15 protein-coding genes are annotated in these 17,089 nt (G+C 72.1%); 11 read left to right on the top strand and 4 right to left on the bottom strand.

Annotated elements, in window-relative coordinates; genetic code table 11:
• Positions 1–111 precede the first annotated feature (111 nt).
• The 3 genes from JYJ93_RS36200 to JYJ93_RS36190 all read left to right on the top strand — a co-directional run bounded on the left by JYJ93_RS36200 (position 112) and on the right by JYJ93_RS36190 (position 3,620).
• Complete coding sequence (locus tag JYJ93_RS36200) at positions 112–1,245, top strand: aminotransferase class I/II-fold pyridoxal phosphate-dependent enzyme (protein WP_206799168.1); 1,134 nt, start codon at positions 112–114, stop codon at positions 1,243–1,245.
• A 161-nt stretch (positions 1,246–1,406) separates the two neighbouring features.
• Entirely contained in the window at positions 1,407–2,291 is an 885-nt protein-coding gene (locus JYJ93_RS36195) for a hypothetical protein (RefSeq protein WP_206799167.1), read from the top strand.
• Positions 2,292–2,330: 39 nt separating this feature from the next.
• The gene (locus JYJ93_RS36190; protein WP_206799166.1) at positions 2,331–3,620 is read left to right on the top strand and encodes a hypothetical protein; all 1,290 of its coding nucleotides are present in this window, start codon (positions 2,331–2,333) and stop codon (positions 3,618–3,620) included.
• A 4-nt stretch (positions 3,621–3,624) separates the two neighbouring features.
• Here JYJ93_RS36190 and JYJ93_RS36185 read toward each other — a convergent pair whose 3' ends face one another.
• Positions 3,625–4,653 carry a hypothetical protein gene (locus tag JYJ93_RS36185; protein ID WP_206799165.1) on the bottom strand — a complete coding sequence of 343 codons (1,029 nt, stop codon included), beginning with the start codon at positions 4,651–4,653 and terminating at the stop codon, positions 3,625–3,627.
• A 407-nt stretch (positions 4,654–5,060) separates the two neighbouring features.
• Here JYJ93_RS36185 and JYJ93_RS36180 point away from each other — a divergent pair, with 407 nt between their 5' ends.
• Together JYJ93_RS36180 and JYJ93_RS36175 are read left to right on the top strand one after the other, a co-directional pair.
• On the top strand, positions 5,061–5,801 hold the full coding sequence (locus JYJ93_RS36180; RefSeq protein ID WP_206799164.1) for a protein phosphatase 2C domain-containing protein: 741 nt from the start codon (positions 5,061–5,063) through the stop codon (positions 5,799–5,801).
• A gap of 201 nt (positions 5,802–6,002) precedes the next feature.
• Complete coding sequence (locus JYJ93_RS36175) at positions 6,003–7,826, top strand: methyl-accepting chemotaxis protein (protein ID WP_206799163.1); 1,824 nt, start codon at positions 6,003–6,005, stop codon at positions 7,824–7,826.
• Positions 7,827–7,989: 163 nt separating this feature from the next.
• On the opposite strand, the gene JYJ93_RS36170 is transcribed toward JYJ93_RS36175, so the two are convergent.
• Positions 7,990–8,754, bottom strand: a complete 765-nt coding sequence (locus JYJ93_RS36170; protein WP_206799161.1) for an SDR family oxidoreductase — start codon at positions 8,752–8,754, stop codon at positions 7,990–7,992.
• Positions 8,755–8,871: 117 nt separating this feature from the next.
• Between JYJ93_RS36170 and JYJ93_RS36165 the strand changes: the two genes are divergently transcribed.
• Complete coding sequence (locus tag JYJ93_RS36165; protein WP_206799160.1) at positions 8,872–9,876, top strand: DUF1028 domain-containing protein; 1,005 nt, start codon at positions 8,872–8,874, stop codon at positions 9,874–9,876.
• 49 nt (positions 9,877–9,925) lie between these two features.
• A complete protein-coding gene (locus tag JYJ93_RS36160; RefSeq protein ID WP_206799159.1) occupies positions 9,926–11,107 on the top strand; it encodes an acyl-CoA dehydrogenase family protein in 1,182 nt (393 codons plus the stop codon).
• A gap of 79 nt (positions 11,108–11,186) precedes the next feature.
• Here JYJ93_RS36160 and JYJ93_RS36155 read toward each other — a convergent pair whose 3' ends face one another.
• Positions 11,187–12,080: a DUF2058 family protein gene (locus JYJ93_RS36155; protein ID WP_206799158.1), complete on the bottom strand. Its 894-nt coding sequence runs from the start codon at positions 12,078–12,080 to the stop codon at positions 11,187–11,189.
• A 106-nt stretch (positions 12,081–12,186) separates the two neighbouring features.
• On the opposite strand from JYJ93_RS36155, the gene JYJ93_RS36150 reads away from it, so the two are divergent.
• The 3 genes from JYJ93_RS36150 to JYJ93_RS36140 all read left to right on the top strand — a co-directional run bounded on the left by JYJ93_RS36150 (position 12,187) and on the right by JYJ93_RS36140 (position 14,478).
• Positions 12,187–13,221, top strand: a complete 1,035-nt coding sequence (locus JYJ93_RS36150; protein ID WP_206799157.1) for a hypothetical protein — start codon at positions 12,187–12,189, stop codon at positions 13,219–13,221.
• Positions 13,222–13,436: 215 nt separating this feature from the next.
• Positions 13,437–13,982 (top strand): hypothetical protein, encoded by a 546-nt coding sequence (locus tag JYJ93_RS36145; protein WP_206799156.1) that lies wholly within the window; start codon positions 13,437–13,439, stop codon positions 13,980–13,982.
• A 154-nt stretch (positions 13,983–14,136) separates the two neighbouring features.
• On the top strand, positions 14,137–14,478 hold the full coding sequence (locus tag JYJ93_RS36140) for a hypothetical protein (RefSeq protein ID WP_014394173.1): 342 nt from the start codon (positions 14,137–14,139) through the stop codon (positions 14,476–14,478).
• 13 nt (positions 14,479–14,491) lie between these two features.
• Here JYJ93_RS36140 and JYJ93_RS36135 read toward each other — a convergent pair whose 3' ends face one another.
• The gene (locus JYJ93_RS36135; protein ID WP_206799155.1) at positions 14,492–16,012 is read right to left on the bottom strand and encodes a peptidase M3; all 1,521 of its coding nucleotides are present in this window, start codon (positions 16,010–16,012) and stop codon (positions 14,492–14,494) included.
• A 133-nt stretch (positions 16,013–16,145) separates the two neighbouring features.
• Here JYJ93_RS36135 and JYJ93_RS36130 point away from each other — a divergent pair, with 133 nt between their 5' ends.
• Positions 16,146–17,084 (top strand): RluA family pseudouridine synthase, encoded by a 939-nt coding sequence (locus JYJ93_RS36130; protein WP_206799154.1) that lies wholly within the window; start codon positions 16,146–16,148, stop codon positions 17,082–17,084.
• Positions 17,085–17,089: the final 5 nt, after the last annotated feature.

Genomic DNA, 17,089 nt, shown 5'->3' with positions numbered 1-17,089 from the left:
CTATGCATGCGTCACCGGTTGCTCCCGGCTGCGCGCCCGTCCGCTCGCCTGTCCGGCAAGGGCTGTTGGCCCGCTCCGCCCTCCGGTGGGCAGGCGGGCATGGAGACCGTGATGCGCATCCCCGACTTCGAACTGGAACGGTACTTCGCGCGCTGGGAGTTCGCCGCGCCCTACCTGCTGTGCTCCTCCGACATCGAGGGCTGGCGCATGGCGGATCTGATGGCGCTCGCGTCGCCGGAGGACCGCGCCCGCTGGGACGGGCTGACGCTCGGCTACACGGAGACGGCCGGCCTGCCCGCGCTGCGCGAGGCCATCGCCAGTATGTACCCGGGCCTCATCTCCGAGGATGTCCTCACCTTCGCGGGCGCGCAGGAGGGGATGTTCGTCGCGATGAACGTCCTGCTGGGGCCCGGCACGCACGCCGTCGTCACCTGGCCGGGCTATCAGTCGCTCTACGAAGTCGCGCGCTCCGTGGGCGCGGACGTGACGCTGCTGCCCCTGCGCGAGGAGAATGGCTGGGCCCTGGACCTGGACGCGCTCACCGCGGCGCTGCGCCCGGACACGCGCCTGGTCGTGGTGAACTTCCCGCACAACCCCACGGGCTCGCTGCCGGACCGCGCGACGTTCCAGAAGCTGTGCGCGCTGTGCGAGGCGCGCGGCATCCACCTCTTCTCCGACGAGGTGTACCGCCTGCTGGAGTACGACCCGAACGACTCGCTGCCGCCCGCCGCGTCGTGTCTCACGAAGGGCGTGAGCCTGGGCGTGATGTCCAAGGCCTTCGGGCTCGCGGGCCTGCGCGTGGGCTGGCTCGCCACCCGGGACGCGGAGTTGCTCGCGCGCTGCCGCGCATTCAAGGACTACACCTCGCTCTGCAACAGCGCCCCCAGCGAGCAGCTGTCCCTCATCGCGCTGCGCGCCCGCGAGCGCGTGCTGGAGCGCAGCCGCGGCCTGCTCACCGCGAACCTCGCGCGGCTGGATGACTTCTTCGCGCGCCACGCGGACACCTTCCACTGGGTGCGCCCACGCGCCGGCAGCGTGGCCTTCCCCCGTCTGCTGCGAAACATCCCGGTGGCTCGTTTCACCGAGTCACTGATTACCCGCGAGGGCGTGTTGTTGTTGCCGGGCAACGTGTATGGCTTTCCGGGCAATCACTTCCGGTTGGGGTTGGGGCGCGCCAACCTGCCGGAAGCACTGGAGCGGCTGGAACGCTTCGTACGGGACGGCGGACTGGACGCGCTGGAGTGACACCCAAAGCCAGCGCGGTGCGTCAGGTTTTTCGCTGACGACTGGACTTTCGGCTTATCGCCTTCATCTGAAACAACCTCTAGAGTGGTTGTCCCCTCGCCCGGCCTGCGGCCGTGCGCAAAGCCCTCTCATCCCCCCGAGAGGCCAGGAGACACACCCCGATGAAGATGCTGATTGGCGCGGCCGTGACCGCCGCGACGCTGTTGGTGGGCACCGAAGCCGCCGCGACGAACTACACGCTGTGGATCCACGGCCGCAACGGCGGCACGACGAAGCCGGGCAACTACGCCGACTTCAGCTACTGGGGGCCGTCCACCACCGCGGCGGGCGTGAACAAGAAGGCCGTCAACTGGAACGGCACGCAGCGCATCGGCGCGGAGAACTACCGCATCCGCAACGCGCTGGACTGCTTCTGCACGGGCAACAACTCCTGCTACATCGCCGTGCACAGCGCTGGTGACCTGCAGATCGGCTACGCGCTGTCGCTCTACGGCACCAGCGTGCGGCCGGTGACGAACGCCACGCCCAACGCCAACGGCGAGTGCGGCAAGGTGAGCAACGGCACGAAGGCGGGCTGGAACATCAAGTGGGTGGCGGTGGCGTCCGGCGCGGGCGGCGGCAGCGAGCTGGCGGACCACGGCGACTGGGCGGTGAGCGAGCCCCTGGTGAGCGACCTGGTCACCACCACGGCGCGCTCTATGTACAACCACAACGCCACGGCCAACGTGGAGTTCCTCATGTTCGCCGGCTCCAAGGGGACGCTGTACTCCGGCATCCTCCCGGGCCAGGACGACGAGGCCGTGTCCTACCACTCCACGGGCGGCGTCTCCGGCAGCAGCGGCGGCTCCTACTGCAACCCGGGCGACTGGTTCTGCGGCGGCACGCTCAACCTGCTCAAGAACGCGTGCAGCGACGGCCGGGCGAAGTGGAGCTTCCACTCCGTGTACCTGCGCGACGATGGTGAGTCGTACAACCACTACGCCAACGGCAACTGGGGCGGCATCGTCAGCAAGGTGCGCGAGTACATGGTCCAGTACGCGTACTAGATTGAAGGCTTCCCCCGCCCCCTCCGGCGAAGCCCGCTCATGAAACGCGACGACGGCTCCATCCCCTCCGCCTCCCGGCTGCGCCACGGCCGGTGGTTGCTTGCCCTCGTGCCCCTGGCGCTCGTGGGCGGCGCGTTCTTCTGGTGGCAGGGGAGTGATGGGGCCGAAGCGCCGGAGGGCGCACCGGAGCCCACCTCCGCCCCGGTGCCCGACCCCCGTGAGGTGGCGCGGGCACCGGCGGAGCGCTCCGGGGCGGGCATGGCGGCCGAGCCCGCCGCGCCGTCGCTGCTCAGCCCGGAGGCCCGCGAGCGCGAGGCCCGCCGCGAGCTGTGGCAGAAGCGGCTGGAGCGCGCGAAGCGCTCGTTGGAATCCTACGTGGCGGCCACGCGCTATCCGCCCGAGTCGCGGCCCAGCCGCGAGCATCCGGACCAGCTGGAGCTGGCGGAGCCGGAGCGCACCCGGCCGCTGAGCCCCAAGGCCGCGGAGGACGGCACCTCCGACGTGCAGCTGCGGCTCAAGCAGGACAAGGTGTTCGTCGTCGGGGACGAGGCGGTGCTCTTCACCGTGGCGTGCGAGGACTCGCGCCGCGCGCCGCGCCCCTGTGAAGTGGTGTCCGCGATGGCGCACGAGGCGGACCACCTGGCGGACGCGGGCGGCGTGCCGGGCGTGCCGGTGACGTTCGTGGACTCGGGCCAGGGCGGCGACGCGGTGGCCGGTGACGGGATGCTCACCGGCCGCTTCCAGCCGTCGAAGCAGGGCTTCGCGATGTTCTCCGGCACGCTGCGCGTGGCGCTCCGCGTGCGCTCGGGGTCGCTGGAGGACTCCGCGTTCTTCGACGTGCTCTACACGCCCGCGCCGCCGGCCACGTTCACCGGCAGGGTGCGCGAGGTGCTGGAGGGCGGGTCGCTGGACCTGTACCTGCCCGTCCAGGTCCGCAAGGCGGGGCGGTACGTGGTGTCCGGCCGGCTGGACGACGAGGGCGGCGTGCCGTTCGCGGTGCTGTCCTTCAACGAGGAGCTCCAGGAGGGCGCGCAGGAGGTGAAGCTCAACGTCTTCGGCAAGGTCGTCCGGGATGACAAGCCCACGTTCCCGCTCATCCTGCGCGACGTGGAGGGCTTCCTGCTCAAGGAGATGGGCGACCCGGACCGCGAGCTGATGGTCACGCTGCGCGGGCCCGTGCACACCACGCGCGTGTACTCGCTCGACCAGTTCTCGGACGCGGAGTGGCGGAGCCCGGAGCGGGACCTCTACACCCGCGAGCTGGAGAAGGACGTGGTGGAGGCGCAGAAGCAGCTCGACGCCGCGCTCTCCGACACGCCCGAGCCCTGAAGCGTCAGGATTCGAGCGGAGGCGGCGGAGGCGTCTGGGCCGCGTCGACCTCCACGAGGTCGGCGTCCTGCACGTCTTCGATGAGGTCCGGGACGTCCGGGGACGCGACAGCGGCCTCGGGGGCCACCACCACGCTGGACTCCGGCTCGGAGACAGGGGCCTCACGCCGCGCGGGCGGGAGCGCCGTGCCCGTGGAGAGGGCCTCCGCGTAGGCTGCGGCATAGGCGGCCTCGGCCTGGACGGCCTCCATCGTGAAGTCGTCCGCGTCCGCGAGGAAGTCATTCGACGACGGGGCGCTCCGCGGCGCATCTAGCGACAGCGCCTCCGACCCGCTGTCCTCCACGGTGGCCAGGAACCCGTCCGAATCCCCGGTCGCGCCGGACGCGTCCAGGCCGTCCGCGTCGCCAGCCGCCTCCGGCGCCGCGTCTTCCATGGCCAGCTCGTCGCCCAGCGCGGCCAGTTCCTCGTCGCTCAGGCTCGACAGGTCGCCAGACTCCAGGAGGAAGAGCAGGTCCTCCGCCTCCTGCGCGGAGACGGTGCTCGGCATGCTGTCCAGGTTCTGTAGCTCCCACGCGGCCGCGTCGGGGGACAGGATGTCGGAGGGGTCCAGGGACGGATCCGCCGGCGGGGCCTCCGCGCGGCGCTCCGCCTGCTGGAAGTGGCGCGCCTGCATGAGCGGGGTGGACGACTGGGGCATGCCCAGCCGCTGCGCGTACGCGGGGCCGGAGGCCTCGAAGGTGCTCTCCCCCGCGAAGGTGCGCAGGTGGGGGTTCTCCAGCAGCGCGGCGCGGGTCTCCGGAGCGTCCTCTGAAGAGGCCCCGTCCGACGTGAGCCCCAGGTCCGCGAGCAGGGCGCCGGCCAGGTCGCCGTCGGCGTCCGCCTGGAAGTCGCTCGAGTCGGAGAAGCCCTTCCGCACCGGCTCCACCGGCGTCATGGGCTCCTGCTTCAGCGGGGCGGTGACCTCCAGCTCGTTGGAGATGGACCAGGCCCGGGACGTCGAGATGCCAGAACCCACGCGGCGGATGGATGTCATGGTTCTCCTCGGGTGATGGCCCGTGGGTCGGGCAGCTCATGCATTGTCCGCCGGGGCCGGCGGGAGTTGCTAGGGGGACGTGAGCAATGCCCATTGGCCACGATGCCCGGTATCCTACCGGCGCCCATGAGTCCCACCCTGGCCGCACACGTGGACGCCCATCCCGCGTCCTCCCACGAAGTCCGCCCTGGCCCCGAGGGTGTCATGCCCGTTGAAAAGTCGCGGCGGGACGGGGTGGAGACGACCGCAACGTCGCTCCGCGGACAGGGGAGTGCGGGGGCGCGGAGGGAACGCGCACCCGGACGTTCTCCAGAGGCGAGAACCCCATGGGGGATGCCCGGGCATCAAGCGACCGGGCCGTTGGCCTCCCGTTTGCTGTCCGGGAGCCCAGCCAGGAGGCAGTGGTGATGAGATTCGAGTGCGCGGGGCAGACCCACATCGGCCGGCGTCCGCACAATGAAGATGCGTACTGCGTGCTGCCCGAACGCGGGCTGTTCGTGGTGGCGGACGGGCTGGGGGGGCAGGAGGGCGGGGAGGTCGCCAGCCAGTGCGTGGTGGACACCTTCGCGGGGTTCAGTGACCGGCTGGACCGCGATCGCGACGGCACCTGGCCGGACGCGGTGGACCCGGCGCGGAGCCGCGAGGAGAACTACCTGGCCGCGTGCACCGCGCTCGCCCAGCGCACGTTGCGCGTGCGCCGCGTGGGCAAGCTCAAGGAGATGGCCTCCACGGTGGTGGCGCTCGCGGTGGGAGAGCGCTTCGCGGCGGTGGCCCACGTGGGCGACAGCCGCCTGTACCGCCTGCGCGAGGGCCAACTGGAGCCGCTCACGCGCGACCACTCGCTCATCGAGGAGCTGCGCGCCGCGGGGCGCGAGCCGCCCGGCAACCCGGCCAACCTGCGCCACCTCATCACCCGCGCCCTGGGCACGGAGAACGCGGAGCCCACCGTGCAGCGTCTGGAGACGCAGCCCGGGGATGTCTTCCTCCTGTGCTCGGACGGGTTGTATGAGCCCCTGGGCCCGGAGCTGATGAAGGAGCAACTGCGCGCGCCCACCGCCCAGGCCGCGTGCGACGCGCTCGTCACCGCCGCCTACGAGGCCGGGGGCCGCGACAACATCACCGCCGTCGTCCTGCGCGTGGCGGCCTGAGCGTCTACCTGGCGCGTCACATGCTGGGAGTGCGTGGGCGGTGAACCCCAGAGGTCGGTCCTGACCGCCGACCCTGCGCGATGGGTCCGCGTGGACGGTGGGGGAGTCACGCTACACAGGGACTTCAATCCTTCACATCTTCCAGGTTAATCTGGTGCCTCCCCCTCGCGTCTCCCTCCCCCCTCCGAGCACCCGTTGCGTATGACGCTCAGCCTTGCCGCGCGCCTGACCGCGGCCCTCACCGCCGTTGTCATCACCCTCACCCTGCTGACCGTGACGCTCATGGGGCTCTCGCTGCGCTCGCGCGTGGAGTCCGAGATGGCCTCCGCGCTGACGCGGGACGAGACCCGCTGGCAGGCGTTGAAGGACCAGGAGTTGCGGGTGCTGGCGGAGCTGGGACGCGTGGCGGCGGCCAACCCCGCGTTCACGGCGGCCTTCGCGGAGGACCACTCGGAGACGGACGCCCTGTTGAACGAGCAGCGCACGGTGCTGGGCGTGGACCTGGTGGCGCTGGTGGGCGTGGATGGGACGGTGCTCGCCTCCTCCGGTGAGCGGACGCTGCCGGGCATCGACAAGGTGGTGCGCCAGCAGGGGCAGGTGCTGCTGCCGGCCACGGGCGTGCCGCTGTTCGCGGTGGCGCAGCCGCTCCAGTCCAACGGCGTGCCGGTGGGCTTCCTGGTGGTGGGCGCGGAGCTGGGCGGAGAGGACCTGCGGCGGCTGGGCGAGGGGAGCGAGGACCTGGAGGCGCTGCTGCACGCGGGGCCCCGGCTGGTGGCGAGGTCGGTGCACGCGGTCCAGGCGAAGACGCTGCTGGCCGCGGCGAGCGCGGGCGGGGCGGACGGCGCCGAGGTGGACGTGGGCGGCGTGAAGCTGCACGTGTCGCGGGTGGAGGTGGGCGAGGGCCTGGAGCTGGTGCTGGCGCGCGGGGCCCAGGCGGAGTGGGCGCGGATGCGCGCCACGCTGATGCAGGTGCTGGGGCTGGGGCTGCTCGTGGCGCTGTTGGCGGGCGGGGGCGTGTTCCTGCTGGTGCGCCGGATGATGGCGCCCCTGGGCGCGCTGACGGCGGCGGCGGCGCGGGTGGTGGCGGAAGGGGACTTCAGCGGCACGTTGGACATCCACTCCCGGGATGAGATTGGCCAGTTGGCCACGTCCTTCGGGGACATGATGGCGCGGCTGCGCGCGGTGCTGATGGCGCTGAAGAACTCCGCGCAGGAGCTGGAGGCGACGGCGCTGGAGCTGGCGAACTCCGCGTCGGACCAGAACCTGGCGGTGACGCGGCAGGCGGCGGCGCTGCACCAGACGCAGATCGCCGCGCGGCAGCTCCAGGAGAGCTCGCGGGCGGCGGCGCACCGGGCCACGGGCGTGCTGCGCGAGGCGGAGAAGGCGGGCGCGGTGGGGCAGGCGGGCGAGTCCGCGGTGGCGGGCAGCGTGGGCGGGCTCACGCACATCCGTTCGCAGGTGGAGCGCATCTCCAACACGGTGTCGGAGCTGCGGCAGAGCACGCGGCAGGTGGGCGACATCACCGGCACGGTGAAGGACCTGGCGGACCAGTCGAACGTGCTGGCGTTGAACGCGGCCATCGAGGCGGCGCGCAGCGGCGAGGCGGGCCGGGCGTTCGCGGTGGTGGCCCGGCAGATGCGCTCGCTGGCGGACCAGTCCGCGACGGCCACGGCGCGCGTGCAGTCCATCCTCGCCGACATCGGCCGCGCCATCTCCGAGGCGGTGCAGACGAGCGAGGGTGGCACGCGCGAGGTGGAGGGCGGCCTGGAGCAGGCGCGCGCGGCGGGAGAGAGCCTGCGCGCGCTGGCCGAGGTCATCCAGAACAACAGCGTGTCCGTGAAGAGCATCGCGGACATGGTGAGCCAGCAGGACGCGGGCATCGCGGAGCTGTTCGCGGCGCTGAGCGACCTGACGCGGCTGGCGGACGAGACGGTGGAGCGCGTGGCCACCAGCGCCGTGGCCGCCGCGCGCCTCACCACCGCGTCCCACGAGGTCAGCAACATCGTGGGGCAGTACCGCCTGTGACGGCGTAGCGCGGCGGTAGCGCCCGCGACGCCGCACGCCGCATCACCCCACGCACGCGGTGACGCCCGGCGTGCCGGAGCCCCGCGCGACGCCGCACGGCGTATCGCCCCACGCGAGCGGTGACGCAGGGCACGTCACGGCCCGGCGCGCGGGAGCCCCCGCGCTACGCCGCTTCGCCGCCGTCGATGGCGTAGGCCGCGCCGGTGATGGGCGCCGCTGCATCCGACGCGAGGAAGAGGCACATCGCGGCCACCTCCTCCGGCTGGATGATGCGGCCCATGGCGCTCATCGCGGCCAGGGCCTCGCGGGCCTGCTCCTCGCTGCGGCCCGTCGTCTTGGTGATGGCGGCCGTCGCGCCCGCGAACATGTCCGTCTCCACCCAGCCCGGGTTCACGATGTTCACGGTGACGTTCTTGCGCGCGTACTCCACCGACAGCGCGCGCGTCAGTCCCAGCAGCGCGTGCTTGGACGCGCAGTACGCGGACGTGTACTTCGCCCCGCGCGTCGCGGTGATGGAGCCGATGTTGATGACCCGGCCGCCGCCCGCGGACGCCATCGCCGGCATCAGCTCGCGGCACAACAGGAAGGGCGCCGTCACGTTCACGGCCATCACCTTCGCCAGGTCCGCCGTGGACGTCTTCGTCAGCGGCGCGGACACGGTGATGCCCGCGTTGTTCACCAGCACACGAGGCGTCCCCGCCGCCAGCACCGTCTTGCACGCCGCGAGCAGCGCGGACTCATCCGCCACGTCCACCGTGAGCGCGCGGATGTGCTCGCCGCCCTCCTTGCGAAGCGCCTCCAGCGACTCCGCCGAGCGCGCCAGCGCCCAGACGTCATAGCCCTCGCGCGCGAACGCCAGGGACACCGCGCGGCCAATGCCCCGGCTGGCGCCCGTCACCACCACGGACTTCGTCGTCTCGTTCGTCATGGCCGGACAGCATAGGACCGCGCGCGTGGATTCGGACTGCGCGTGCATGGCGAAATGCATCATTCGCGATGCCGGGGGCTCTTCAAGACAACAACCACTGCACCGGAGCCCCTGGATATGAAGTCGCTCAAGCACGGCCTGCTGGCTGCCTCCTGCCTGATGTTCGCGTCCACGTCCGCCCTCGCGGCGGCGCCCACCGGCCGCGCCAATCCGCGCCTCATGGGCACGCGCGCCATCGTCGCGTGCGACGCGGTGGAGAAGTCCTGCGGCGTGGCCAGCATCTCCTTCCCCTCGGGCATCAGCGGCCTGGTGCCCTATGGCCGTCCGGACGTGGCGGTGGCCACCATGTTCTACCCCTCGGTGGATGACGCCGAGGCGATCATCGCCCGCACCGACGCGGGCGACACGGCCCAGGCCGCCGTCGACTACGTGTTCACCGTGGATCCGTACGCGGACTACCGCCAACTCGCCGCGGTGAAGCTCAATGCAGACGGTACCATCACCGTGGGGCAGCAGACCGGCGCGGAGAGCGCATCGCAGCGCTGCGCCGTGAAGGGCGCGAACTTCGTGGTGCAGGCCAACAACCAGACCACCGCCACCATCTGCGACGCCATGGTGCTGGGCTTCCAGAAGGCCACGGGCAGCCTGCCGCAGCGGCTGCTCGCGTCGCTCAAGGCGGGGGCCCGGGTGGGCGGCGACAACAACGGCGAGCGCTCCGGTGTCATCCGCGTCTGGAGTTCGGAGAACGAAGCGGTCTTCTACACGAAGGTGCTGGCGGACGCCGTCGTGCACAGCAGCAGGAACGCGCTGCGGGAGCTGGACGTGGAGATGAACCGCTACCAGGCGGGCGTCGCGGCGCCGTACGCGTCGGACCTCATCCCGCTGGACAAGGAGACGGCGAAGGTCGTGAAGCGCGTGCTGCACAAGCTCGGGTACTACCAGGGCCGCATGGACGCGACCTGGAACGAGGCCGCGGAAGCAGCGCTGTATGACTTCAACTGGAACAACCTGTTCTTCCTCAAGCCCACCGTGGTGGTGGACGGTCAGCGGAAGATCGACGGTCCGCTGGTCAACTCCCTGCGCGACGCGGACCTGGAAGCGCTCGCGCCCGCGAAACACTGAAGCACCGGTGGTTTGACGGCTCCCGCATGGCGACGCCAAGCTCGCCGCCATGCCCCGCGCCGACATCACCGACCTGTTCCGCATCGACGACCTGCTGTCCGCCGAGGAGAAGGCCGCGCGCGACGCGGTGGCCCGCTTCGTGGACTCGGAGGTGCTGCCCATCATCGGCAAGCACTTCCGCGACGGCACCTTCCCCGCGCACCTCATCCCGGGCCTGGCGGAGCTGGGCGTGCTGGGCGCGAACCTCCAGGGCTACGGCTGCGCGGGCATGAACACCGTCAGCTATGGCCTGGTGTTGCAGGAGCTGGAGCGCGGTGACTCCGGCCTGCGCAGCTTCGCGTCCGTGCAGGGCTCGCTGTGCATGTTCCCCATCCACGCCTATGGCAGCGAGGAGCAGAAGACGCGCTTCCTGCCCGGCATGGCGAAGGGACAGCTCATCGGCTGCTTCGGCCTCACCGAGCCCGACTTCGGCTCCAACCCCGGCGGCATGCGCGCCCGCGCCCGGAAGGACGGAGACACCTGGGTGCTCAACGGCACCAAGGCCTGGATCACCAACGGCAGCATCGCGGACGTCGCGGTGGTGTGGGCGAAGACGGACGACGGCGGTCCGGAGTCCGTGCGCGGCTTCCTGGTGGAGAAGGGGATGCCCGGCTTCAGCGCGCGGGAGATTCCCGGCAAGTTCTCCCTGCGCGCGTCACGCACCAGCGAGCTGTCCTTCCAGGACGTACGCGTGCCGGACCGCAACGTGCTGCCCGGCGTCGTGGGCCTGCGCGGTCCGCTGTCGTGCCTCAACAACGCGCGAGCGGGCATCGCGTTCGCGGTGACGGGCGCGGCCATCGCATGCTTCGAGGGCGCGCGCGAATACGCGCTGTCCCGCACGCAGTTCGACGGCAAGTCCATCGCCGGCTACCAGCTCACGCAGGAGAAGCTGGCGGACATGCTCCAGGAGATCGTCAAGGCGCAGTTGCTCGGCCTGCGGCTCGCGCGCCTCAAGGACGAGGGCAAGAGCAACCCCGTGATGGTGAGCCTGGCCAAGCGCAACAACGTGAAGAGCGCGCTCGACATCGCCCGCGTGGCCCGGAGCATCTACGGCGCCAACGGCATCACGGACGACTATCCGCCCGTGCGCCACATGCTGAATCTGGAGAGTGTCTTCACCTACGAGGGCACCCACGAGGTGCACACGCTGGTGCTGGGCAAGGCCATCACCGGCATCGACGCGTTCGGCTGAGGCGAGCGCGGACGTTCGGTGGAAGCCGCGCCTCCCCTCACTCCCGGATGGGAGGGAGGGGAGGGCACGGGAAGAAACATCAGGACTGGGTGCCGCCTTCGTTGTTCGGCTCGCCAGCGGACTCGGATGACGGCTCGGAGGCGGTGGCCTCCGCGGACTCGCCGCCCTCCTCGGAACCCTCCGCGGCGGCCTCGGGCTCGTCGGCGACTTCCGGCGCGGTGCCGGAGGCCTCGGCGGCCTGCTGCGCCTTGAGCTCCTCGTCGTTCATGAAGCCGACGGGGTTCTCCTTGCGGTTGAAGAAGCGCACGGCCTTCTGCGACAGCGCGAACATCTGCTCGGCCGCGGCGGCGGGCACCAGCGAGTGCTCAATCTGCGCGGGCTCCGGACGCTCCACCACGCCCAGCTCACCGTCCTCCAACTGCTTGGCCTGGGCGGGGCTCAGCTCCATGCGGCGCAGCTTTCCCTTGCGCGTCATGAAGTAGAACGCCGTCTCGCCTGGCTCCTGGGGCACCTGGGCGCCGAGCACCAGCTCGCGCAGGGCGCGGTCCAGCTCCACCTGCTTCTTGGACTCGGCGCGCTGGTAGGCCTTGGAGCCCGGCATGGGCGGCAGCTTGGGGATGGGCTTCTCCGCGGGCGCGCCCGGACGCGCGTTGGCGCCGAACCCGCCCTGGGGGCCGCCCCGGAAGCCTCCGCCCTGGCGCGGCGGACCACCCGCACCCTGGCGAGGGGGACCTCCGGCGCCACGCGGCGGACCACCACCGCCCTCGCGGCGCGGCGGACCTCCGCGGTCATCGCGGCGCGGCGGGCCTCCGGCTGTCCGATTCTCATCACGTCCTGGCCGGGCAGGCGCGCGTGGAGCGCTCCCCCGGTTGTCCTCCTGGCGCCGTGGCGCCGAGGGCGTGGAGTCGGACTTCTTGGCCTGCTCCTCGGAGACGAGGCCCGCTTTCAACAACTTGTCTCGCAGGTTCTGCATGGGTTGGGCGTTCTATCCCTTGCACGGCCGCACGCAAGCCACCGCTTGCCGCTCCTGTCCCCCCCACGTAACTTGCCGCCCCCGCCGTCCCGGTCGTGGAGGTTCCGTGAGAAGTCTGACGAAGTCCGCCGCCCTTGCCCTGGTCCTGGCAGCCGCCGGCTGCTCCGACCCTGTCGACAAGGCGGCCAAGGCCCGCATCTTCTCTCCGGAGGACCCGCCGAAGGTGGTGGCCTCGGCGAAGGAGAAGCTGCCGCCGGAGGATGTCGCGGACAACCCCCAGGTGTCCCGCCGCATCCTGGGCATGGACGCCGCGGAGGTGACCGAGCGGCTGGGCCCGCACTTCTTCCAGTCCACCCTCAGCTACGAGTGGGCCGGCCCCAACGGGAACAACCCCGTGAAGCTCACGGAGACGCGCTCCTTCCGCGCGGGCCCCGGGGGCGTCAACGGCGACTTCCACGGCATCCTGGAGAACTCCCGGGACCAGGGCCTGGAGGTGATGCGCGTGAAGGGGCAGGTGTTCGCGCGCAACCGCTACGGCCCGTACCGCCAGCGCCTGCGCGACCGCGGCATGGCCGAGCGCACCCGCACGGAGCTGACGGGCGCCATCCGCGACTTCGACAGCCTCTTCCAGGGCCGCATCAAGCTCACCCCCGCGGGCACCGTCACCCACGAGGGGCGCACCGCGTGGAAGTACAACGTGTCCCTGGGCGAGCCCCTGGAGGGCGGTACCCCGCAAAAGCTGCCCGCCGCCTTCACGCCCAAGAACGCGGATGAGACGACGAAGCGCCGCGCCAACTTCTTCGCGCACCGGCTGCCGCGCTCGCTGGAGGGCGAGGTGCTGGTGGACGCGGCCACGTCCGTCGTCCTCAAGGCCCGGCTGGACGGCCGCATCGGCGTGCCCCAGGACAAGACCCCGGAGGCCGCGGAGCTGCGCATGACGCTGGAGTCCAGCCTGACGGAGATTGGCAAGGACCCCGGGCTGCAGCCGCCCCAGGACTTCCTGCCGGACGCGGACAAGCCCCAGGGCATCGCGGACGCGCTGGACCACTTCGGCATCCCGCGCAAGAAGGCTGGCGACTCGACGGCCACCCCGGGCGCCACGCCCGGCGCCGACCCGGAAGACGAGGGCGAGGCGAACTGACCCAATCCCGCCGCGCACCGCCAAAGCCTCCCTGGCCGTTGGAAGCCCCACGGTTTCACGGCCAGAGGTTCCCTGAGGCTCGGAAGCGCGCGCGGCCCTCGGGGGCTGTGACGGCCGTGTCCTGCACGGGCCGCCGCCTCCGCCCGGGCCTCCCCGCAAGTGCCTGACGCGGCTGGGGAATCCCCCTGGCCCTGGCCTTGCTCTGACGGGAGGCCATGTTCCGCTCCGCCCTCCCCCTGGCGTGTGCCGGGCTCGCACTCCTGGCGACCCCGGCCCTCGCCGAACCCGCCCGCAACCTGGGCATCACCGTCGCGCCGTTGGGGGCCTACGTGCTCCAGGGCGGCGCGGAGGCGGCGAGCACGGTGGGCTACAGCGCGGGCCTGGGCTGGGCGTACCGCAAGCCGGGGGCGGTGCTGGAGGTGGGCGGCCACCTGGCGTCCAGCCGGCACCTGACGGAGGTGACGCCCATCTCCGTGCGCGTGGTGCCCCTGGGGGACACGCGGGTGCGGCCCTTCCTGGGCGTGGGGGCCAGCATGCTGGTGCCCCACTCACGCCCCCAGCCGGTGGCCCCGGACGCGCTGGGCAGCCGCGTGCTCCAGCTGGGCTTCGAGCTGTGCGGCGGCGTGGGGCTGGAGCTGGGGGAGAACCTCTTCCTCTCCGCCGAGGCGCGCTACCAGAATTTCTCCGCCAGGGGCTCCCCGTTCTCCGGGGAGCGACAGAACTTGCGCTCCACGTTCCTGGGTCTGGGGATGCACCTGTAGCTGTAGCGGGTGGGGCGGGTCGCTACAGACTGGCAGCGGCCTGTTGGAAGAAATTTTGACGGCCCTCTTGCGTCCTCTACAATCCTCGTCGGTTGCGGCCCAGACGCATCTGACATGCTCGGGTGTTCAGGCGTGCACAACGAAGGGAGCGGAGATGGAGCGCAAGGTCGGAAGTAGCACGTTGACCGCGAAAGAGGTCAAGGCGGCGCTGGAGAAGTCCACCACGCTGACGGCCACGGAGGAGAAGGCCCTGCGCATGCGCCATGGCGCGGGCGCTCCCAGCAAGAGTGCGCCGCTGCCCCGCGCCGCGGGCGCGAACGCGGAGCTGGCGGACGAGCTGCTCGTCATCGAGATGCAGCTGATGAAGGCCATGCGCGCGCGCACCGGCCAGACGCGCACCGCGGCCAACGCCTCCAAGGCGCCGGCCCGCGAGGTCGCTCCGGCCAACGCGGCGAAGGACAAGATCGTCCGCGCGCTGCGCGCCAAGAAGAAGTAGGGGGCCGCATCCCCTACTGGTTGAGGATGGCCACGAGGCGCGCTCCCGCCTCGGGCAACGCCAGCGGCGTGCCCGAGACCTCCGTGGCCAGTCCCTCCGCGTCGGCGGCGCCGCCCCGCGCGAAGAGCCCCTTGAGCCAGGTGAAGGCGGCGGGGTTGCGCCAGAAGTCCTCGTTGAACCGCTCCAGCAGAGAAGCGGTGAGCCGGGTCTCCAGGGCCCAGGCCCGCAGGTAGCGGGTGACGTAGAGCTGCGAATCCACGTCATGCAGGAAGAAGCCCGGGTGCGGCTGCGCGAAGAGGGCGCGGCGCTGGCCGTCGGCGTACTCGTCCGCGCGGTCCGCGGAGGCGCCCTTGGTGGTGAGGGACAGCTCGTAGGACAGCTTCGCGCAGTGGCGGCGCAGCACGGCCAGGGCCTGGAAGGCGGCCAGGCGCACGACGTCCTTCGTGGTGCCGGACGGCAGGCCCAGGTAGCGCTTGAGCCAGGGCGGGGACAGCAGGAGCCGCTCGAAGGTGGCGGCGTAGGCCTCCGTGACGGAGGCGTCGCCCAGGCGGCGCAGCTCCATGGGGGCGTCCGCGTCCACGTGGGCCAGGTGCCACGCGTGGCCCATTTCGTGGAGCAGGTCGCCCAGCGCGTCCATGCCGCTCCGAGGCTGGAGGACCAGGCGGATTTCGTGGGGCACGCGCACGGCGGCGACGAAGGGGCGTGACGCCTTGCCGGGGCGGGCCTCGTCGTCCAGGCGGATGCGGCCGCCGGCCTCCGGGTGGAGGCCCCAGTCGGACAGCCAGCGCATCACGGCGGGGACGGTGTCCTCGCGGCGGAAGTGCGCGTCCATCCACGGGGCGCGCAGGGCGTGCTGCACGTCATGGCGCCGCGCCTCGCCGCCGGGCAGCGGGCGCAGGGTGGGCTCCAGCTTGCGCAGCACGTAGGCCAGCACGTCGCGGTAGGCGTCCTCGGTGCGCTGGAGGGTCTCCTCGGCGGCTTCGGCCAGCTTGCCCGCGTCGATGCCCGTGACGTCCTGGCGCAGCGAGGGGTAGTCCGGGAAGCCCAGCACCTCCGCGGCCTGGAGGGAGGCGTCGCGCCGGTCTCCGTACGGGCCCCGGTGGTCCCAGAGGAAGTTGCCGGCGCCGCGCTCCAGCAGGGCGCGGCGGGAGCGGCTGGGCTCGCGCGGAATCTGGGACAGGGCCTGGGCCAGCGACAGCGTCGTGTCGTCCGCGGGGATGTGGGAGCGGGCCTCCAGCGCGACGACGGCGTCCGCCGCGGGCAGGGCGAGCGACTCCTCCACCTGGGTGGCGATGAGCTCGCGCACCAGCGTGATGCGGCGGAGGGCGACGGGGTCGTCCTTGCCCTTCGCGCGGGCGAGCGCCTCGTTGGCGGCGGCGAAGGTGTCCGGCGAGGACAGCTCCGGGAAGGACGCGTACAGGCGGGCGACGGGGAGGTCCGGGGAGAGTCCGGCGCCGTAGCGGTACTGGAGGGTGGCCAGTTCGGCGAGGAAGTCATCCAGCCGCGACCGGACGGAGAGCAGGGGGCGGTCCATGGCGGCGCGGAAGGTAACAGGAAGCCCGCGTCAGGGCAGGGAGCACGCGCATAGAGTGTCGCGCCATGTCCCTTGCCTCCGTTGCCTGTCCGCATGCCCCCCTGGAGTTCCTGCTGGAAAGGGGCGGCGCGCGATGAAGCGCCGGACGTTCCGGGCGGAGGGGGCGCACGTGGGGCGCGCCCTGGTGGACGCGGTGGCGGCGGAGCTGGCGCTGCCGGTGGCGGACGTGCGGCGGCTGGTGGACGTGGGCGCCGTGTACGTGGCGGGGCGGCGCGCGCGGGATGGGGCGGTGAAGCTCCAGGCCGCGCAGGTGGTGACGGTGGTGCTGGAGGAGGCGGGGCAGAGCCCGCTGGAGGCCTCGAAGCCCGCGGCCCCCTTGCGCGTGCTGTTCGAGGACGCGGAGGTCATCGCGGTGGACAAGCCCGCGGGCCTGAACGCGCAGCCCACGGAAGGCCGCGTGGGCGGAAGCCTGGTGGACCTGGTGAGCGAGCACCTGGGCCGGCAGGCGGGGCTGGTGCACCGGCTGGACCGGGAGACGTCCGGGGTGACGGTGTTCGGCAAGACGCCCGCCGCCACCTCCGCGCTGGCCGAGGCGTTCCGGGAGGGCACCGCGCGCAAGCGGTACCTCGCGGCGACAGGGCCGGGGCTCCCGGCGGGCGGCACGGTGGACCTGCCCCTGTCGAAGGACCCGTCGCGGCCGGGGCGCTGGCGGGCGACCCGCGCGGCCAATGGCGTGCCCGCGTGGACGGACTACCGGACGCTGTTCGCGGGGGAGGCGTTCAGCCTGGTGGAGCTGCTGCCCCGGACGGGCCGCACGCACCAACTCCGGGCGCACCTGACGGCGCTGGAGCACCCCATCCTGGGGGACGCTCGCTACGGCGGCGCGGGGAGCGCGGGGGGGCTGATGGCGCCGCGCTGCCTGCTGCATGCGCACGCGCTGGAGCTGGGGCATCCGCGCACGGGCCGGCCGCTGCGGCTGGAGGCGCCGGTGCCGGAGGACCTGCGGGCCTTCTTCGAGTCGGCGGGCGCGCGCGTTCCGGAGGGGCCCATCGTGGCCGCGGACGCGCCCTGAGAACC

This window comes from Corallococcus sp. NCSPR001 (assembly GCF_017309135.1).
GTDB lineage: Bacteria > Myxococcota > Myxococcia > Myxococcales > Myxococcaceae > Corallococcus.
Note: the sequence above shows the minus strand (reverse complement) of the source record. Positions and strands in the feature narration are given on the sequence as shown.